This window comes from Humibacter soli, from assembly GCF_054779035.1.
In genome coordinates, this window is record NZ_BAAGYX010000002.1 from 739339 (window position 1) to 758260 (window position 18922).

Annotated in this window: 16 protein-coding genes; 11 read left to right on the forward strand and 5 right to left on the reverse strand. The window is 67.1% G+C overall.

All coding sequences use genetic code 11. From position 1 onward, the window contains the following. Positions 1 to 87: 87 nt before the first annotated feature. Positions 88 to 1794, forward strand: coding sequence for a glycoside hydrolase family 9 protein (locus tag ACYVDN_RS16655; protein WP_460573397.1), 1707 nt, complete (start codon positions 88 to 90; stop codon positions 1792 to 1794). 128 nt (positions 1795 to 1922) lie between these two features. Here the strand turns inward: ACYVDN_RS16655 and ACYVDN_RS16660 are convergent, their stop codons facing one another. Continuing rightward, positions 1923 to 3320 carry an APC family permease gene (locus tag ACYVDN_RS16660; RefSeq protein ID WP_460573399.1) on the reverse strand — a complete coding sequence of 466 codons (1398 nt, stop codon included), beginning with the start codon at positions 3318 to 3320 and terminating at the stop codon, positions 1923 to 1925. A gap of 364 nt (positions 3321 to 3684) precedes the next feature. After that, positions 3685 to 4617: a zinc-dependent alcohol dehydrogenase gene (locus tag ACYVDN_RS16665; RefSeq protein WP_460573401.1), complete on the reverse strand. Its 933-nt coding sequence runs from the start codon at positions 4615 to 4617 to the stop codon at positions 3685 to 3687. A gap of 239 nt (positions 4618 to 4856) precedes the next feature. Here ACYVDN_RS16665 and ACYVDN_RS16670 point away from each other — a divergent pair, with 239 nt between their 5' ends. The 10 genes from ACYVDN_RS16670 to ACYVDN_RS16715 all read left to right on the forward strand — a co-directional run bounded on the left by ACYVDN_RS16670 (position 4857) and on the right by ACYVDN_RS16715 (position 16115). Continuing rightward, on the forward strand, positions 4857 to 5930 hold the full coding sequence (locus ACYVDN_RS16670) for a Gfo/Idh/MocA family protein (RefSeq protein ID WP_460573403.1): 1074 nt from the start codon (positions 4857 to 4859) through the stop codon (positions 5928 to 5930). Between the two features lie 31 nt (positions 5931 to 5961). After that, the gene (locus ACYVDN_RS16675) at positions 5962 to 6729 is read left to right on the forward strand and encodes a ThuA domain-containing protein (RefSeq protein ID WP_460573405.1); all 768 of its coding nucleotides are present in this window, start codon (positions 5962 to 5964) and stop codon (positions 6727 to 6729) included. A 7-nt stretch (positions 6730 to 6736) separates the two neighbouring features. Further along, complete coding sequence (locus ACYVDN_RS16680; RefSeq protein WP_460573407.1) at positions 6737 to 7711, forward strand: ABC transporter permease; 975 nt, start codon at positions 6737 to 6739, stop codon at positions 7709 to 7711. Continuing rightward, on the forward strand, positions 7708 to 9861 hold the full coding sequence (locus tag ACYVDN_RS16685; RefSeq protein ID WP_460573409.1) for a dipeptide/oligopeptide/nickel ABC transporter permease/ATP-binding protein: 2154 nt from the start codon (positions 7708 to 7710) through the stop codon (positions 9859 to 9861). Before ACYVDN_RS16680 ends, ACYVDN_RS16685 begins: the two co-directional genes overlap by 4 nt. Beyond that, entirely contained in the window at positions 9858 to 10976 is a 1119-nt protein-coding gene (locus ACYVDN_RS16690) for an ABC transporter ATP-binding protein (RefSeq protein ID WP_460573411.1), read from the forward strand. Before ACYVDN_RS16685 ends, ACYVDN_RS16690 begins: the two co-directional genes overlap by 4 nt. A 79-nt stretch (positions 10977 to 11055) precedes the next feature. Continuing rightward, on the forward strand, positions 11056 to 12720 hold the full coding sequence (locus ACYVDN_RS16695) for an ABC transporter substrate-binding protein (RefSeq protein ID WP_460573413.1): 1665 nt from the start codon (positions 11056 to 11058) through the stop codon (positions 12718 to 12720). Between the two features lie 84 nt (positions 12721 to 12804). Then, a complete protein-coding gene (locus ACYVDN_RS16700) occupies positions 12805 to 13476 on the forward strand; it encodes a ThuA domain-containing protein (protein ID WP_460573415.1) in 672 nt (223 codons plus the stop codon). Beyond that, positions 13473 to 14255 (forward strand): sugar phosphate isomerase/epimerase family protein, encoded by a 783-nt coding sequence (locus ACYVDN_RS16705; protein WP_460573417.1) that lies wholly within the window; start codon positions 13473 to 13475, stop codon positions 14253 to 14255. The genes ACYVDN_RS16700 and ACYVDN_RS16705 overlap by 4 nt, the downstream gene beginning before the upstream one ends. Continuing rightward, positions 14252 to 15226, forward strand: coding sequence for a Rossmann-fold NAD(P)-binding domain-containing protein (locus tag ACYVDN_RS16710; protein ID WP_460573419.1), 975 nt, complete (start codon positions 14252 to 14254; stop codon positions 15224 to 15226). Before ACYVDN_RS16705 ends, ACYVDN_RS16710 begins: the two co-directional genes overlap by 4 nt. A 127-nt stretch (positions 15227 to 15353) precedes the next feature. After that, positions 15354 to 16115, forward strand: a complete 762-nt coding sequence (locus tag ACYVDN_RS16715) for a GntR family transcriptional regulator (RefSeq protein WP_460573421.1) — start codon at positions 15354 to 15356, stop codon at positions 16113 to 16115. 61 nt (positions 16116 to 16176) lie between these two features. Here the strand turns inward: ACYVDN_RS16715 and ACYVDN_RS16720 are convergent, their stop codons facing one another. Genes ACYVDN_RS16720 through ACYVDN_RS16730 form a run of 3 tightly spaced genes read right to left on the reverse strand, consistent with a single transcriptional unit; the run spans position 16177 to position 18922 of the window. Beyond that, positions 16177 to 17118 (reverse strand): ABC transporter ATP-binding protein, encoded by a 942-nt coding sequence (locus tag ACYVDN_RS16720; RefSeq protein ID WP_460573423.1) that lies wholly within the window; start codon positions 17116 to 17118, stop codon positions 16177 to 16179. Further along, the gene (locus tag ACYVDN_RS16725; protein ID WP_460573425.1) at positions 17115 to 17972 is read right to left on the reverse strand and encodes an ABC transporter ATP-binding protein; all 858 of its coding nucleotides are present in this window, start codon (positions 17970 to 17972) and stop codon (positions 17115 to 17117) included. The genes ACYVDN_RS16720 and ACYVDN_RS16725 overlap by 4 nt, the downstream gene beginning before the upstream one ends. After that, a complete protein-coding gene (locus tag ACYVDN_RS16730) occupies positions 17969 to 18922 on the reverse strand; it encodes an ABC transporter permease (protein WP_460573427.1) in 954 nt (317 codons plus the stop codon). The genes ACYVDN_RS16725 and ACYVDN_RS16730 overlap by 4 nt, the downstream gene beginning before the upstream one ends.

The following is an 18922-nucleotide window of genomic DNA, read 5'->3' on the forward strand; positions in this document are numbered from 1 at the left end:
CTCGTTCTGAGTGCGGGGGCCGGGCGTCGACATCCCCGGCTCTGGTAGGTTCGGTTCCATGTGGTCTTATAGTGGACTGAGTCCTTCGTGAAGTCGGTCGGCAGCGAGCCGACGCTCCTGGTCAACCACCTCGGGTACGGCGCAGCGGCTCCGAAGTCCGCGATCCTGGCCGCACCGCCCGGCACTGTGGTGACCGGCGCGCATGTGCGAGTCGACGGCAGGACGGTGGCCGTCGCGGTGGAGCCGGCAGAGACGGTGCACGGCTGGGGGCCGGTCGAATACCGGCGGATCGACCTGTCGCTGGTCGCCGAGTCGGGCATCCATCTGCTCGAGGTCGAGCTCGGTGCGTCGACTCTGGCCGCCGAGGTCGTGGTGGGCGATGACCGGCTGCCGCGACTCGCCGTCTCCGACATCACGGCCGCGTTCCGTGCTGCACGGTCATCCGGTGAGATCGACCGCAAGGACGCGCACGCCCGCTTCTACGGCGACGACAGTGGAGCCGAAGTGGATGCCAGGGGCGGCTGGCTCGATGCGTCGGGCGACTACAGCAAGTTCCTCAGCCACCTGACGTACACCCGCATGATGAGTCCGCAGCAGATCCCGCTCTGCGCGTGGGCGATGATGGCGGCGCACGACGAGCTCGCCCGGAAGCATCCAGGGTTCGTCACGTCCCAGCGTGCTCGGCTGCGAGACGAGGGCCTGTTCGGAGCGGACTTCCTGATGCGGTTCCGGTCACCGGACGGCTATTTCTACACCGCGATCTTCGATGCGCTCACCAAGGATCTCGACGAGCGCGTGATCACGGCACCCCTGCAGGACAGCGTGCGAACGCAGCGGTGGCAGGCGGCGTACCGGCACGGCGGTGGCCTGGCGATCGCTGCGTTGGCGAGGGCGTCGACCCTGGATGACCGAGGTGAGCATCCTGCGGAGGCCTATCTGGATGCCGCCCGCCGCGCCTTCGACCACCTCGAGCAGCACAACGAGGAATACCTGTTCGACGGTGCGGAGTCGGTCATCGACGACTACTGCGCCCTTCTCGCGGCCGCCGAGCTGGCTGCCGCCGACAGCGACGAGCGCTTCGTCGAGGCAGCCCGACGCCGGGTGCAGAACCTGCGGAACCGATGGACGACGGATGACGGCCATGGCCACCTCATCGGCGATCGTCTCGGCCGGCCCTACTTCCACGCTGCGGAGTCCGGTCTGCCCGCGATCGCCCTCGCGCGCTTCGCGGCGGTGCTGCCCGACGACCCCTTCGCGACTGAGGCCCGCGCGCTCGCCGTCGACATCATGGCGGCGTACGTCGCGCGCACCGATGCGGTGCCAAATCCGTTCGGCTATCCGCGCCAGCTCGTGCAGGATGAGCACGCCGAGGCGCCGCGAGAGGCGTTCTTCTTTCCGCATGACAACGAGACCGGGTACTGGTGGCAGGGGGAGAACGCCAATCTCGGGTCGGTGGCCGTTGCGTCATCCCTCGTCGCTGAGCTGCCGGAGTGCGGCGACGACCTGCGCGTCAGGCTCGGGATGCTCGCGGCGGACTGCCTCGCCTGGGTCGGCGGCCTCAACCCGTTCGACTCCTGCATGCTGCAGGGCCGGGGGCGCGGCAACGTGGAGTACCTGGGCGAGTACCAGAACAGCCCAGGGGCGATCGTGAACGGCATCACGTCGCATCCGTTCGACGAGAGCGGCATCGCGTTCCTGCCCGAGGAGGCGGATGACGGCGAGGAGTGGCGCTGGGCGGAGCAGTGGATCCCGCACAGCGCCTGGTTCCTCCTCGCGGTCTGCGTCTCCCCCTAGAACTCGCCCGGGGAGTCCCAGGTGGTGCTGGATTTCGGAGATTCGCCGCACCGCCCGACGTGTTGGGGCCGGATGCCCGCGTGTCGGGGCAGATCTCCGAAATCCGGCACCGGTTCCGGGGGTGAACCCTACGCGGTGGGCTCCGGTGTCCGCGCCTCGTGGAGGGGCGCCGGGTCGTCCTCGCTGAAGTCCATGACGGGCGGCTTGCGGCGGAATCCCCGTGTGATCATGAGCAGGATGACCACGCCGATCACCACCCAGACGATGCCGGTGATCAGCGCGGTCGTGGAGAGACTCGTCCACAGCCAGGCCGTCATGGCGAACCCGATGGCGGGCGCCACCACGTACTTCAGCACCGCCGCCGTCCCGCGCTCCCGCCGGTCGATCATGAAGTGCTTGATCACCGAGAGGTTCACGAAGCTGAAGGCCACGAGCGCACCGAAGTTGATGATGGATGCCACGAAGTCGAGGCTGAGGAACAGCGCGCCGAGCAACCCGACGATCCCGACGATGATGATGCCCAGCCACGGCGTCTTGAACCGCGGATGCACAGCGGCGAACACCCGCCGCGGAAGCTGGCCGTCGCGACCCATCGCGTACAGGATGCGCGAAACGCTCGCCTGCGACGTGAGCACAGAGGCGAAGCTGCCCGCGATGTAGGCGGCCGTGAAGAACGCGTAGAGCGCGGCGCCTCCGATGCGGGTCATCACCTCGAGCGAGGCGGTGTCTGCATTGTGGAAGTGCGCGTAGTCCGGGTAGACGATCCCGGCGATGTACGAGACCAGGATGAAGATGAATCCACCGATCAGCGTGCACAACACGATCGCCCGCGGGATCGAGCGCCTCGCGTTCTTCGCCTCCTCCGAGAGGGTGGAGATGGCGTCGAAGCCCAGGAAGGCGAGCGCGAGGTAGGCCGACCCGGCCATGATGTTGCCGACCGTCGAGTTGGCGCCGAAGAACGGCTCGAGCAGGTTCGGCGGGGATGACTGACCGCTCGCATATGCGATGCCGGTCACGACGAAGACCGCGATGAACACCAGCTGCACGCCGACGAGGGCGATGTTCGCGCTGGAGACCAGGGTGATGCCGATCACATTGAGCAGCGTCACGAGCACCACCGACAGCACGATGAACACCCACGCGGGCACGGCGGGGAACGCCTGGTTCAGGTAGAGCCCGATGATCAGGTAGTTCAGCAGCGGCAGCACCAGGTAGTCGAGCAGCAGGGCCCATCCGGTGAGGAACCCGAGATGCGATCCGAACGCCTTCTGCGTGTAGGTGTACGCGGAGCCCGCCGCCGGGTAGGCACGCACCATGTTCGCGTAGCTGTACGCCGTGAACAGCATCGCGATGGTCGTGACGAAGTACGCTCCCGCGAGGTGTCCGCCGGTGACCTGCGTGACCAGGCCGTACGTGGTGAACACCGCGAGCGGCAGCATGTACGCCAGTCCGAAGAGGAGCAGCGACGGGGTGCCGAGCGCGCGTTTGAGCTGCGCCGGTGCGGGTGGTGCCGATGGTGTGGACACGACAATCTCCTTCGATCGCGATGACACTGACTCCGATGCGTGCGGGCGAACGGATGCCCGGAAAACGCTTACCCGCGAATGTACACCTTTGGTCTTAAATGGTTAAGCACCAATTTGGACATGTGGGTCTGGGAGGCGGCGAAGGCGTTGCCGGCAACCGTGGGTTGAGGAGCATCGCGAAGCGACGCGTCTCGCCCGTGGGTTGAGGAGCATCGCGAAGCGACGCGTCTCCCCGTGGGTTGAGGAGCATCGCGAAGCGACGCGTCTCGAAACCCTGCAGCGGCGATCGGGTTTCGAGACGCGCGCCTTCGGCGTGCTCCTCAACCAGCGGAGGGGTGCGCCTTCGGCGTGCTCCCCTGGAGGGCTACGGGAGGAGGACGCCCTTCACGAAGGACGCGTCTCGGGCATCCATCAGCTCGTACGCCGCGTCGACCTCGTCGAGCCCGAAGCGGTGAGTGACGAGGGGCGCGTAGCTGAACCGCCGCTGCGCGACGAGGTCGAGTGCGTCGCCCATCGCCCGCATGACGCGACCGCGGTCAGGGCAGAAGCCGTTGACGACCGTCGCGCCCTTGTACCAGAGCTCCATGTCGAGCTTGGCCGTGCCTGCGTAGTGATAGCCGACGATGCAGAGCGTGCCGAACGGCTTCACCAGCGGCGAGGCGGTCTCGAGGCCGGGCGTGACTCCGGTCGCCTCGATCACGAGGTCGGCGCGTCGGTCGTCGCCGGCGTCCAGGTAGCCGGCGACCTCGTCGGGATGAAGCGTCACGGCACATCCGAGCGCGAGCGCGCGCTCCCGTGCCGCCGGGCTCGGGTCGACCCCGATGACCTCGAGTGGCGCACGCGTGAGTGCGAGCTGCACCAGCCCCAGGCCCATGAAGCCGAGCCCCACGACAGCGATGCGCATGCCGGGCACGGGATTGCAACGGGCGATCGCCTCTTCGAGCGTCGCGATCGGCTCACCGATGGCGTGCTCGGCGGGGACGCCGTCCGGCACAGGGAGCAACACGCGCTCGTCTGTGATCAGGTGGGTGGCGAAACCGGGTCCGCCGAGCCCGGTCACGAGATCACCGACGCGCCAGCGCGAACCCGACGAGCCGACGGCGGCGACCCGGCCCGCGACCTCGTGCCCGAGCTCCGTCGGCCTGCCGTCGCCAGGTCCGCGACGCCAGACGTCGAGGTCGGACGTGCACACGCCGCTCGCGACCACCTCGAGAAGCACCTCGCCGGGGGCCGGCTGCGGGGTCGCGAGCTCGACGATCTGCGAGGTACGGGGGGCGACGAGCCTGCTGATCTTCATGGTGCGGTCCTTTCACGGCGGCATACGACGGCTGTCAGTGTACCGAGTGGTCGGCAGTGGTCATATGTGGAATGTTCTGCCGGGTGCGGCGATTGTCGCCTCGACGAGGGTATGCATCCCCTGTGACCTGGGTTGGCGCGTGACAAATCGTACGACCGCGCTTGCCTGGTTGGCTCTTTCGTCTTACGCTGGCTCAAAGTGGTATAGCTTTGGGATAGGCACTTTCGAAGGAGAAACCGATGGGGAGACACACCGCAGCGGTCATCGCAGCGGGCGGTCAGGCTCGCGTGCACGCTACGGCGTACTCCCGCTTCGCCGACCTCGTCGCCGTCGCGGACCCTGTCGAGTCGTCTCGCGAGGTGCTTGCGGCCGAGCTCGGCATCCCGCGCACCTATTCGGACTTCGAGCGGATGCTCGAGGAGGAGCGCCCGGAGATCGTCTCGGTCTGCACCCCTCCTGCCCTGCACAAGCCGGCCGTGCTCGCTGCCATCGCCTCCGGTGCAAAGGCCGTGCACTGCGAGAAGCCCATCGCGCTCTCCTACGCCGACGTGCTCGAGCTCGTCGAGGCGGCCCACCGCTCAGGCGTGCAGCTCACCTTCAACCTGCAGCGACGCTTCGACCCCGTGCAGGTCTACGCGCGTGACGCGATCCGCTCAGGCGCGATCGGCGAGATCCTTTCCTTCGAGGCGCACTGCCCCAACCTGCTCGACTGGGGCAGTCACATCGTCGACCTGCTGTTGTTCTATCGGGACGACGTCGCTCCGGTAGACGTGCTCGGCCAGGTGGACGTCAGCGTGAACCGCTATGTGTACGGGGCACTGATGGAATCGGCATCCCTCACCTCCGTGTCCTGGGCAGACGGCGTGCACGCCACCGTCACGACCGGCCGCGATGCCGGATCGCCCGTGCTGCACCCGGAGGTGTCGCTCGGCATCATCGTCGAAGGCTCGCTCGGGCGCATCATCGTGACCGGTGACGGATGCGACGTGCGGCGCTTCGACGCGCCGGCCGAGCGCTTCGACTCACCGACCGATCGCAACACCAGCACCTGGGATCACGGCATCGACCCCGCGATCTTCGCGGCGACCTCCGACGCGATCGAGGACCTGATCGACTCTCTCGACTCCGCCCACGAGCCCGCCTGCGCAGCACGCTTCGGCGCTGCGGGCGCAGAGCTCATCTTCGCCACCTACCAGAGCAGCGCGGCGCGAGCGCGGGTCATCCTGCCGCTGAATCGTGCCGCCGTCACGATTCCCGAGGGCATCGAGAACGGCTACTGGCACCCCGTCGGCGAGACCGCCTCCACCTACTGACCCCGTTCGCCCACCACCGGAACTCACACCAATGCCCCCAACCCCATCGACCGTCGTCCATGACGAGGTCGCCAGAGCCGACGTCGCCCGCGCGGGACGCCGCGCGCTCGTGGTGATCGCGGGCGACGACGTCTACGAGGATCTGTTCACCGCGAGCTGCGAGCTGCAAGACCTGCTCGCCTCGCTCGGCTTCGTCGCTCGCGTGCGTATCGGAACGGCCGCCCTTCAGGAGGTGCGCCCCGGCGAGCTCGTCGTGCTGTACACGGCCGGCGCTCCGGTCACCGGCGCGCAGCTCGACGCTCTGCGCTCGGCCGTCGAGTCTGGCGGAGGGCTCGTCTCGATCCACTCCTCCGTGCTGGCGCAGGGAGACGACTACGACCGGCTCGCCGGTGTGGTCTTCCGGTCGCACGGCCCCCTCCCGCACGAAGGCGACATCGTGCTGCGCGTCGAGCACGGGAATCCGCTCGCACCTGACCTCGCCGGGGTCGACGGGGCGGTCGTCGCGCACGAGCACTACCGCACCGAGCTGCTGCCCGGTGTTCGGGTCGCCGTCTGGCGGGATGCCCCATACGGGCCCGAGCCGCTGCTGACCACGAACCGCGTCGGCCGTGGCCGCGTCTGCTGGGTGCAGTTCGGCCACGACATGGCGGCGTGGGGCGAGCCGGCGGTGCGCTCGATGGTCGGCGCGGCCGTCGGCTGGGTCGCTCCGGATTGGGCCGCTCCGCACTGGGTGGCGACCGACTGGGCGGCCGCGGACGGGGCGGCAGACCTGCCGCACGGCACAGGGAACGAGGACTGAGCGACACATGAGGGTTCTGCTCCGAAGAGGCTTCTTCTATCTGGTCACCGCCTGGGCGGCGATCAGCCTCAACTTCCTGCTGCCGCGCATCATGCCTGGCGACCCGGCCGACGCCCTGATCGCCAAGTTCCACGGCAAGCTCTCACCGACCGCCGTTCAGGCGCTGAAGGTGCTGTTCGGCCAGAGCGACGCGAGCCTGTGGCAGCAGTACCTGAACTACTGGCACAACCTGTTCACCGGCAACTTCGGCATCTCGTACGCCTACTATCCGACCCCGGTCTCCGACGTGCTCAGCGAGAGCATCGGCTGGACGCTGTCGCTGATCACCGTCTGCACCGTGCTCGGCTTCGTGATCGGCACCGGCCTCGGCATGATCGTCGGCTGGCGGCGAGGCAGCTGGCTCGACTCGCTCATCCCGGCGACCACCCTGCTGTCGTCGATCCCGTACTTCTGGTTCGCGATCTGCGTCGTGCTGCTGTTCGCGATCGTGCTGCACTGGTTCCCGCTGTCGGGCGGCTACAGCGTGACCGAGACGATAGGCCTCAACTGGGGATTCATCTCGTCGTCGGTGTACTACGCGATATTGCCCGCGCTGACGATCGTGGTCGCATCGATCGGCGGATGGCTGATCGGCATGCGCAACATGATGGTCACGACCCTCAGCGAGGACTACGTGAAGCTCGCCGAGGCGAAGGGCCTGTCGAAGCGCAGGGTGATGTTCACCTACGCCGCCCGCAACGCCATGCTGCCGTCGTTCTCGAGCTTCGCGATGTCGCTCGGATTCGTCGTCGGCGGCTCCATCGTCACCGAGGTGGTCTTCAACTACCCGGGCATGGGCACCGTGCTGTTCAAAGCCGCCCAAGCGCAGGACTACCCGCTCATGCAGGGCGTCTTCCTCGTCATCACCTTGACCGTGCTCGTGGCGAACATGCTCGCCGATGTCGCGTACGTGTTCCTCGACCCACGAACCAGGGAGGGATGACCGTGACGGACATCTCCGCAGAAGTCGCACAAGAAGTCGTCGACACAACGGACACCGCCGGCTCGTCGAGGTTCGCATGGGTGCGGGCGTTCCGCAGGCCGTGGACGCTGGCCGGGGTCGTCATCGTCGCGATCTTCTGCATCCTGGCGATCATCGGCCCGTGGATCGCGCCGTACGACCCGTCCGCCGTGAGCAAGGCGACGCTTCAGCCGCCGAGCGCGGAGCATTGGCTGGGTACGACGCAGACCGGGCAGGACATCTTCTCCCAGATGCTCTACGGCACCCAGGTGTCGATGCTCGTCGGCGTGCTGGCGGCCGTCTTCGCAACAGTGCTCTCCGTCATCGTCGGCCTCGCTGCCGGTTACCTGGGCGGACTCTCGGACGAGATCCTCTCCCTGATCGCGAACGTCTTCCTGGTCATCCCGGCGCTGCCGCTCACGGTGATCCTGGCCGCATACCTTCCGAAGACCGGGTCGTTCGGCATCATCCTGGTGATCTCGATCACCGGGTGGGCATGGGGCGCCAGAGTGCTGAGAGCTCAGACTCTGTCGTTGCGCAAACGCGACTTCGTCGAGGCCGCCCGCGCGACGGGCGAGGGCACGACGAGCATCATCTTCCGCGACATCTTCCCGAACCAGATCGCCGTCATCGCCGCCGCGTTCCTCGGCACCGTGACGGGCGCGATCCTGACTCAGGCCAGCCTGGCGTTCCTCGGTCTGACGAACGTGACCGAATGGTCGTGGGGCACGATCCTCTACTGGGCGCAGGTCTCCAGCGCGATGCTCACCGGAGCGTGGTGGTGGTTCGTGCCGGCCGGCGCGGCGATCGCTCTGCTCGGCACCGGCCTGTCGCTCGTGAACTTCGGAATCGACGAGTTCATCAACCCGCGGCTTCGGCAGGTGAACATCGGCACCAAGAAGGCCCAGCGTGCTCAGATCAAGGCCTCGAGGGTGAAGGCGCCGCGCCGCAGCAGGCGTGCCGAGCGGGCATCCTTCCCTGGCGGACGCACCAGCGACGTCATTCTGCAGATCAACGGCCTCGAGGTCGACTACCTCGGCGACGGATCGACCACCAAGGCGGTCAACGACGTCTCGCTCACCCTGCGCCGCGGGGAGGTGCTCGGCATCGCGGGCGAGTCCGGTTCGGGCAAGTCGACCCTCGCTCACGCCATCACGCGACTTCACAAGCCGCCCGCGCAGATCAGCGCAGGCGAGATGATCTACCAGCGCGGCGACGGCTCGACGGTCGACATCCTGAAGATGGGCGACGATGAGTTGCGACGCTTCCGCTGGGAAGAGCTCGCCATCGTCTTCCAGTCGGCGATGCACGCGCTGAACCCTATCCTTCGCATCGGCAAGCAGATCGACGACGTGATCAGGGCCCACCGTCCGTCGATGTCGTCGAGCGAGCGGGCGGCGCGAGTGCTCGAGCTGCTCGACCTCGTCGGCATCCAGAAGGACAGGGTCAACGCCTATCCGCACGAGCTCTCCGGAGGCATGCGCCAGCGCGCCATGATCGCCATCGGCCTGGCGCTCGATCCCGAGATCATCGTGATGGATGAGCCGACGACCGCACTCGACGTGGTCATCCAACGCCAGATCATCGAGAAGATCATCGAGCTCAAGGACCGCCTCGGCTTCTCCGTCATCTTCATCACGCACGACCTGTCGCTGCTCATCGAGATGTCGGACACCATCGCCGTGATGTACGCGGGCCGCATCGTCGAGCTGGCCGATGCCGACGAGTTCTACCGCAACCCGCGGCATCCGTACAGCAGGGGGCTGCTCGGGTCGTTTCCGACGCTCTCCGGGCCGAAGCGCGAGCTGGCCGGCATTCCCGGCTCGCCTCCCGACCTGCGGAACCCGCCGAGCGGATGCGCGTTCAACCCGCGCTGTCCACTCGCGTTCGATCGATGCACGGCCGTCGTGCCACCCCTGTTCGCTCTGGCCGGCCAGGCCGAGTGGCGCCAGGCGGAGGCCGCGTGCCTGCTCTACGAGGGCGACGGCACAGCGCCGGACCGCCCGATCGACGGATCAACAGGCCGCCCGATCCTCGACCTGACCGTACAGAACCGAAGCGCAGAGGGCGGGATGCCCTACGACGACCTGCTCGCAGAAGAAGACGACCGGCTTGCCGAGGAGGCACGATGACCACGGCTGAGACGACCGCAACACGCGACAGGGCCGAGGCAGGCAGCGCGGTGCTGGAGGCCAGGCACGTCACGAAGGAGTTCGTCACCAGGGCGAACCCGTTCGGGCGGGGAAGCGGCAGCGTCGTGCACGCGGTCGACGATGTCTCGCTGGTGCTGTACGCCGGAAGGATCACCGCTCTGGTGGGGGAGTCCGGCTCGGGCAAGTCCACCTTCGCGCGCTTGCTCGCTGCGCTGCATCCGCTCACCAAGGGCGAGATCGTCTTCAGGGGCGAGGTGGTCAACGCGAAGGGCGGCAAGCGCTTCAGGGACCACGTGAGCCGTGTGCAGCTGATCCTGCAGGACCCGTTCGGCTCCTTCAACCCCGTCGCCACGATCGCCAGCACGTTGCTGCGCGCCGTGCGCCTCCATCACAAGAGCGCATCGCCGTCTCGACGCAAGGCCATCATCGAAGACCTGCTCGCACAGGTGAGCCTCCGCCCGGCCGCGCAGTTCACGCAGAAGTATCCGCACGAGCTCTCCGGCGGGCAGCTGCAGCGCATCTCGATCGCGAGGGCGCTCGCCGCAGACCCCGACGTGTTCCTCGCCGACGAACCGGTCTCGAGCCTCGACGTCTCGATCCGTCTCGGCGTGCTCAACCTCCTTCGCAAGCTGGTGGAGGAGCGCGGGGTCGCGCTGCTCTACGTGACGCATGACATCGCCTCGGCCCGCTACTTCGCCGAGGACACTGCGGTGATGTACGCGGGGCAGCTCGTCGAGCACGGCTCGTCGGAGCAGGTCACGCAGAACGCCGCTCATCCGTACACGCAGCTGTTGATCGCTTCGGCTCCCGACCCGTCCCGCGACGTCGAGAACCGGGTGCGTGACATCGGCCAGCCGCCGAGCCTCATCAACCCGCCGAGCGGATGCCGGTTCCACCCGCGCTGTCCGTTCGCCATGGCGCGCTGCGCAGACGCGGCGCCCCCGCGGTTCGCCGTTGAGGACGGGCAATGGGCCAGGTGCTGGCTCTATGCGGACGACGACGAAGCCGCTGCAGGTCGGGCGCAGAACGCAGACCTGTACGGCAGGGGAGAGATCCGTCTGGCGGGACGACCCGTGCCCGACGACGAACTCTGAGCACCTGAGCACCATCCGCACCACCGAATACCGGTCGACGAACGACCTTCTCCGCAACACATGACAAAGGAGCACACAGATGCGCAAGACGAGGATTCCGCGTTCGCGGAAGCTGATCAGCGTCGCCGTAGCCGGCGCGATGATCGCGGGCCTCGCCGCCTGTTCCAGTGGCGGCAACAACTCAGGTGACGGCCTGATCCTCAACGTCGCGAGTCAGTCCGACTCGCTGACTCAGACCTTCAACCCCTACCTTCCGAACACTGCGCAGGGCGCGACGTTCGCCGGACAGGGCTCTGGCGGCTTCATCTACGAGCCGCTCGTGCAGATCAACAACGTCAAGATCGGCGACGACATCCCGTGGCTCGCCAAGTCGTGGACGTGGTCCGACGAGAACAAGAAGCTCACGCTCGACCTTCAGAAGGGCGTGAAGTGGACCGACGGCAAGCCGTTCAGCGCGGATGACGTGGTCTTCACCTACAACATGCTGAAGAAGTTCCCGGCGCTGAACGTCGGCGGCATCGACTTCGACACCGTGACGGCGCCCGACGCGAACACGGTCGTCATGACCTTCAAGCAGCCGTCGGAGATCAACTTCACGTCGATCGTCTCGGCCGCCATCGTCTCGCAGCACATCTGGAGCAAGGTCAAGGACCCGACCAAGTATGCGGACAAGAACCCGGTAGGCACCGGCCCGTTCGAGCTCAGCACCTTCTCGCCGCAGAGCTTCGTGCTGAAGGCCAACAAGAACTACTGGCAGACCCCGCCGAAGATCGGCGGACTGCGGTTCATCCCCTACAAGGACAACCAGGGTCAGACCAACGCCCTCGTGCAGGGTCAGGCGGACTGGGGTGGAACGTACATCGCCGACGCCACGAAGACCTACACGTCGAAGAGCTCCGACAACCACTACTGGGCGCCAGTGGTCGGCCAGGACGGTCTCATCCCCAACCTCGAGAAGTGGCCGCTGAGCGACATCGCCGTCAGGCGCGCGATCAGCCTCGGCGTCGACCGCAGCCAGGTCGGAGCAGCGACGGACTCGCCGCCCGCGACGAACCAGACCGGCCTGCCGATGCCCGCGTTCATGCCGGAGGTCGCTCCGCAGTACAAGGACCTGAACTTCAAGTACGACAAGTCGGCTGCCGAGAAGCAGCTCACCGACGCCGGGTACTCCAAGGGCAGTGACGGCTACTACCAGAAGGATGGCAAGCGCGTCGAGTTCTCGGTGAGCTTCCCCGCCTCGTACACCGACATCGCGGCCCGCGCCCAGGTGCTGGTGTCGCAGCTCAAAGACATCGGCATCAAGCTCGACATCGACACCACGAGCGTCAACGACATCAACAAGATCACCGCTGACGGCTCGTTCCAGTCGACGATCGGCTACCCGGTCGGCCCTGCGCCTCGTGCGTTCAACATCTACCAGGCGATGATGGACCCGAACCAGTACTACCCGATCGGTCAGTCGACCCCGACGTTCGAGAACATCGAGCGTTTCAACGACCCGACCGCGAAGAAGCTGTTCAACGAGTATCCGCTGGCCACGACCGACGCAGAACGATCCAAGATCATGGCGCAGCTCGAGGGCATCTGGATCGACCAGCTCCCGATGATCGTGATGTTCTACTGGGGCAACTACGGTGACTGGAGCACGGCAAAGGTGACCGGCTTCCCGACGCCGTCCAACCCCTACTTCGCGCCGTACCCCAACCCGGTTGTCGCGCTGAAGCTCACACCCACCTCGAAGTGACGGACACCGTGGTGGGCGGGCGCTGTGCTCGCCCACCACGGTGTTGTCCGCACTGATCCGCGCCACATAACCCAACGAACGAAGATGACCGACAACAGACACGCACTCGTCATCGTGAACGGCGATGACATCCACCACGACCTGCTCTCTGCTGCAGGAGTGTTCCAGCAGCTCGGCATCGAGGCCGGCCTGGTCACGCGCAAGGGAATGGGCACGGCAAGGTTCGTCGACCCCCGCCCCGAGACGTCCGGCGCGGACACCTACCTCTTCTATACGGCGGGCGGCGGCTTCGCCACCTCGCAACAGGAGGCGCTCGCCGCGGCGGTGCGTGACGGCAAGGGACTCGTCGGTGTGCACGGCGCCAACATCCTCGGCTGGCAGGGCGACGGCCTCGACCCTGCCGATCGCGCGATGTTCGAGCTGCTCGGCAACCGCTATCTCTCGCACGGGCCGGGTCACCACGAGGGCAGACACACCATCGAGATCGTCGCCGACCATGCGGTGACCGCAGGTCTGAGCGACTTCGAGCTCTTCGACGAGTACTACGAGTTCGAGCTCGCCGATGACGACGTCACCGTGCTCGCCCAGCGCCATCGTGCGGATGGCGAGGTCATCCCCGTCGTCTACGCACGGGAGCACGGCGAAGGACGAGTCGTATACATCGCGCTCGGACACGACATGCGCGCGTGGGGCGAGCCGTCGTTCCGCACCCTCGTGCGTCAGGCGCTGCGGTGGACCGCGAAGGCCGACGCATGAGCGCCCCGATCGCGGTGATGGCGTACACCGTGCTCGCCCAGGCGTTGGATGACCTCGAGGGCACGCTCGCCAGGGTCGCCGACCTCGGCTATCTCGGCATCGAGACCTACGGCGTCGTCGAACACTACGGTCCGACGCGGGTGCGCCGCGCGCTCGACGCGGCCGGACTGCGGCTGACCAGCGCGCACACCCCGTTCCCGGCCGGAGCCCAGGCGGAAGCCATCCTCGACCAGAACGCCGAGCTCGGTGCGACGACGCTGGTCTGGAGCATGGAGCGCGAGGAGTTCGACTCCGTCGACGGCATCCTGCGGGGCCTTCAGCGGGTCAACGAAGCGGCCGAGGCCGCAGCGACCCGCGGCATGCGCATCGCGTACCACAACCACTTCGCCGAGTTCGCGAACCGGTTCGGCGATCGCTCGGCCTATGACGTTCTGCTCGACGCCCTCGACCCGAGGGTGGTGCTCGAGATCGATGTGTACTGGGCGCGCATGGGCGGCGCCGATGTCGCCGCGCTCCTCACCGACCTCGGCGAGCGGGCTCGTCTCGTGCACATCAAGGACGGCCCGGCCATCAGCTACGACGACGACGTGATGGTGCCGATCGGCGACGGCGCGGTCGACTGGACCGACGCCCTCACCGTGCCGTCAGGACTCGAATGGCACATCGTCGAGTTGGAGCGCCTGAACGTCGACACGTTCGAGGCGCTCGAGCGCAGCTATGACCACCTCGTCGGCAATGGACTGTCGACCGGTTCACGAAATGTGGAGGCATCCCGATGACCGCACGACTGCTGTTCCTCGGCGGCGCAGGCATGATCGGCTCTGCCGTCGTGCGCGAGGCCGTCGCACAGGGCGACGACGTCACGATCGTGACCAGGAACGAGCCACAGCGCGCTCTGCCCGAGGGGGTGCGTCGCATCCGGGCCGATGTGAGGGATGTCGACGCTCTACGCGACGCCACCGGCGGCGAGAGCTACGACTCGGTGGTGAACTGGGTGGCCTTCGAGCCGCACGACCTGGCAGGCCACCGCGACCTCTTCATCGACAGCGTCGGCCAGTACGTGCTCATCAGCACCTGCTCCGTCTACGCAAGGCCGGTTCCCCAGCTGCCGATCACCGAGTCGTCGCCGCGCAGGCAGAACGACTTCGGCTACCCGCGCGGCAAGATCGCCTGCGAGGACGAGATGGAGCTCGCGTACCGCAGCGGGCTCCCGGTCACGATCGCGCGGCCCTTCCACACCTATGACGAGACCACGCTGCCGATCCTCACCGGCTCGACAGCGATCGAGCGGATGCGCGCAGGCCGTCCGGTCGTCGTGCACGGTGACGGCACCTCGCTGTGGACGCTGATGCATTCCTCAGACCTCGCCCGCGCCATCCTGCCGCTGCTCGGCAACCAGCACGCGGTGGGCGAGACCGTCAACCTCGTGAGCGGCGACATCCTCACCTGGGACCAGATCCACCTCACGCTCGCCGCCGCGGCCGGGGTGCACCGGCCGACGCTCGTCCACCGCTCGAGCGAGTCGATCGCGCGGCACGTGCCCGGACTCGCCGAGGTGCTCGAGCACGACTTCAGGCACTCCATGCTGTTCGACACGGCCAAGCTGCGGCAACTGGTGCCCGGCTTCGCGCCGCGAGTGTCGTTCTCGGAGGGGGCTCGGCAGATCCTTCGGCACTACGACGCGACCGGCCCGCACCGGGTCGACACCGAGTTGGATGCCGCATTCGACGCAATGATCGCGGACGTCTAGAAAAGGGGCAGAGCCGGGCTGAAGGGCTCGTCGCCGGATCGCTGGGCTCGGCGCGCGAATGTCCCTGTGAACCATGGTCCAGGTGGTAAGAAAGAGGCATGTCATCGGTAGACACGGGGTTCTCGCTGTGACGGACACCGGCGAGAGGGCGCCCGCGATCAGGCCGGACTACCCGGAGCCGCTGTGGATCCAGGCGGTCAACCTCATCCTCGACGAGATCAACAGCGGGGTGCTCAAGCCGGGAATGCGGCTTCCACCGGAACGCGAGCTCTGCGGGCAGCTGAACATCTCTCGGGTCACGTTGCGCAAGGCGCTCGGCAAGCTCGTGGATGACGGTGTGCTGAGCGCTTCTCACGGGCGGGGCTGGTACGTCGCCCAGGCACCGGTGAACAAGGAGTGGCCGAACAGCCTGGAATCCTTCAGCGAGACGGCGACCCGCATGGGCCTCGTTCCCTCGTCGACGGTGCTGCGTGCAGAGAGCAAGCCCGCAAGCCTCGACGAGGCGGAGGAGCTCTCGATCGCGCCGGGAACGCCGCTCTTCCACCTCGAGCGCATCCGCCGGCTGAACGATGTGCCGATCGCCCTCGACGTGACGCGGCTTCCGCTGAGCGTCGCGCCAGGTGTCGCCGATGCCGACTTCGCCGTCGACTCCCTCTACGAGCAGCTCGGTGCAGCCGGCGTCGAGCCGTTGCGCGCCGACGCGACGATCGAGGCGAAGGGTGCGGATGCCACCCTGGCCGCCGAGCTCGACATCGACCTCGGCGCACCCGTTCTGGTGATGCGCCAGATGGTGGTCAACACCATCGACAGGCCCATCTTCGTCTCCACCATCACCTATGCGGGCGACAGGTACCGCCTGCGCACCTACTTCGCGCGCTCCACGCACTGACGGCATCCACTCTCCATCGAGCGGTCACGCCCGATCAGGCTGGTCGCGCCCTGCCGAGGGGTCACACCCCGACGGCGTCGAGCAGCCTCGACACAGACTCGTCGTCCTGCCACGACCGCGCCCAGTGCCGTTCGGCCGGCCAGGTCGTGATGTCGGGGTCTGTCGAGTCGACCGTCACCTCGTCGTGCGCCAGGTAGCGGTCGGGGTCGACGACGAACGGCGCCGACTTGGGGTCGGGCGCCGCCCGCACCAGCAGCTGCGTGTAGGGGTGGATCGGGTTCATGATGACGTCGTCGCTGAGGCCGCGTTCGACGACCCGTCCGGTGCGCATCACCACGATCTGCGAGGAGAAGTGTCTGGCGGTCGCCAGGTCGTGCGTGATGTAGAGCACGGCCAGGTTGCGATCCCGTTTGAGGTCGTCGAGCAGCTGCAGGATCTCCAGACGGATCGAGACGTCGAGCATCGAGACCGGCTCGTCGGCGATGAGCACCTCCGGCCGTGGTGCGAGCGCTCGAGCGATGGCCACACGCTGACGCTGTCCGCCGGAGAGCTCGTGCGGGTACTTGTCGAGGAAGCCCCTCGCGAGGTTCACGGTGTCCATCAGCCGAACGAGCTCGCGCTCGCGTTCGCGACTCGTGTGAACGACGCCGTGGATCTGAAGGGGACGCGAGAGCTGGTGCCTGATCGGCAGGGCGGGGTTGAGCGACGAGAACGGGTCCTGGAACACCATCTGCACGCGAGACCGATAGGCCTTGGTGGCGGCCTTTCCCTTGGCGGGTGCCGCGCCGTCGAGCAGTATGCCGCCGGAGGTGGGTTCGACCAGCCGGATCAGCATCTTCGCCATGGTCGACTTGCCGCTTCCGCTCTCACCGACGAGCGCGACGGTCTCGCCCGGCTTCACGATGATCGAGACGTTGTCGACCGCGCGCAACTGCGAGGATCGCAATCCCGTGCCCCTGACGGTGTATTCCTTGCTGAGCCTCACGGCCTCGAGCGTCGTCATGCTGACGCGGCTCCCTTCTGGGCGACGTAGCGGGTTCCTGTCACGGGCGCGGCGCCGCGCAGACTCGGGAAGGATCGGAGCAGGTGCTGCGTGTAGTCGTGCTGCGGATCGGCGAGAAGCCGATCGGGCACGCCCTCTTCGACCAGCTCGCCTGCCAGCATGACGCCGACCCGGTCGCTGATCTCGAGGAGCAGCCCGAGGTCGTGTGTGATGAACAGCACGGCGAATCCGAACTCGCGACGCAGTCGGTTGATCTCCTCGATGATGTTGCGCTGCACCACGACATCGAGGGCAGTGGTCGGCTCGTCCATCACGATGAGCCTCGGGCGCAGTGCGAGCGCCATCGCGATCATGACGCGCTGCCGCATGCCGCCGGAGAGCTCGTGCGGGTAGCTGTTCAGGCGTCGTTCGTCGATGCCGACGGTGCGCAAGAGCTCGGCGGCGCGGGCGGTACGCTCCCGGCGACTCAGGCGCACGCCGTGGTCGACGAAGATGTCGGCGATCTGCGAGCGCACGGTGTGCACCGGATTGAGGGCGTTCATGGCGCCCTGGAACACCATCGAGATCTCGCTCCACCTGAAGGCGCGAAGCGACTCGCCGTCGAGGCCGAGCACGTCGGTCTCCGATCCGTCGGCGTTGCGCCAGAGGATCGAGCCGCCTGCGATCGTCGCAGACGGCTGCAACAGCCGGGTGATCGCGTACGCGAGCGTCGACTTGCCGCATCCGCTCTCTCCCGCGAGGCCGAAGATCTCGCCAGGGTCGATGTGCAGCGAGACGGATTTCACCGCGCGAACCGTCGTCTTCGCCTGGTACTCGACGCTCAGGTCGCGGATGCTCAGCAGAGGCTCGGTCATCGTTCGGCCTTTCGTCGGGCATCCCGTTTCGCACGCTTCGCAACGGCGAGGGTGCGGAGGTGGGGGTTGATGCGCTCGTCGATGCTGAAGTTGATCAGGCCGAGCGCGGCGCCGAGTATCGCGATGCAGAGGCCGGGCGGCACGAACCACCACCACGCGCCGAGGGTGATCGCCTGGGCGTTCTGGGCGAAGAACAGGATGCTGCCCCACGACTTGCCGCCCGGGGCACCGAGCCCGAGGAACGACAGTCCAGCCTCGGCCAGGATGGCGCCGAGGGCACCGAACACGAACTGCGAGGCGATGATCGGCATCAGGTTCGGCAGAATCTCGCGCAGCATGATGCGCCAGGTCGACTCGCTCGCGACGCGCGCGGCGTCGACGTAGTCGCGGGAGCGTACCGAGAGCGTCTGGGCTCTCAGCACTCGCGCGGCGCCCGGCCAGCTGACGATCGCGATCACGAAGGCGATCACGATGATGCTGCGGGACTGCACGTAGTCGGTCACGATGATGAGCAGCGGAAGACCGGGGATGACCAGGAACACGTTGCTGAGCAGCGATGAACCCTCGTCCCACTTGCCGCCGAGGAACCCGCCGCCGACGCCGAAGAGCAGGGAAAGGATCACGGTGATGGCACCCGCGATGAAGCCGATCGCGACCGATCCCGTGGTGCCGGCGATGACCTGGCTGAGCACGTCCTGGCCGATGTTGGTGGTGCCGAGCGGATGCGCGAGCGACGGCGGCTGCAGCCCGATCGGGCTCGTCTGGTTGGGGTTCGGCGCGATCACCGGCGCGATGAACGCGAGGATGACGAAGAAGGCGCAGATGCCGAGTCCCGTCCACAGCATCCACGACGCGTTCCTGAGCACGTCCCAGCGAGGCCGCCGTTCCTCGTCGTCCGCCTCGTTGCGCGCCACCTCTGGCGTAGAGAGTTCCTGTTGCGAGAAGCTCAT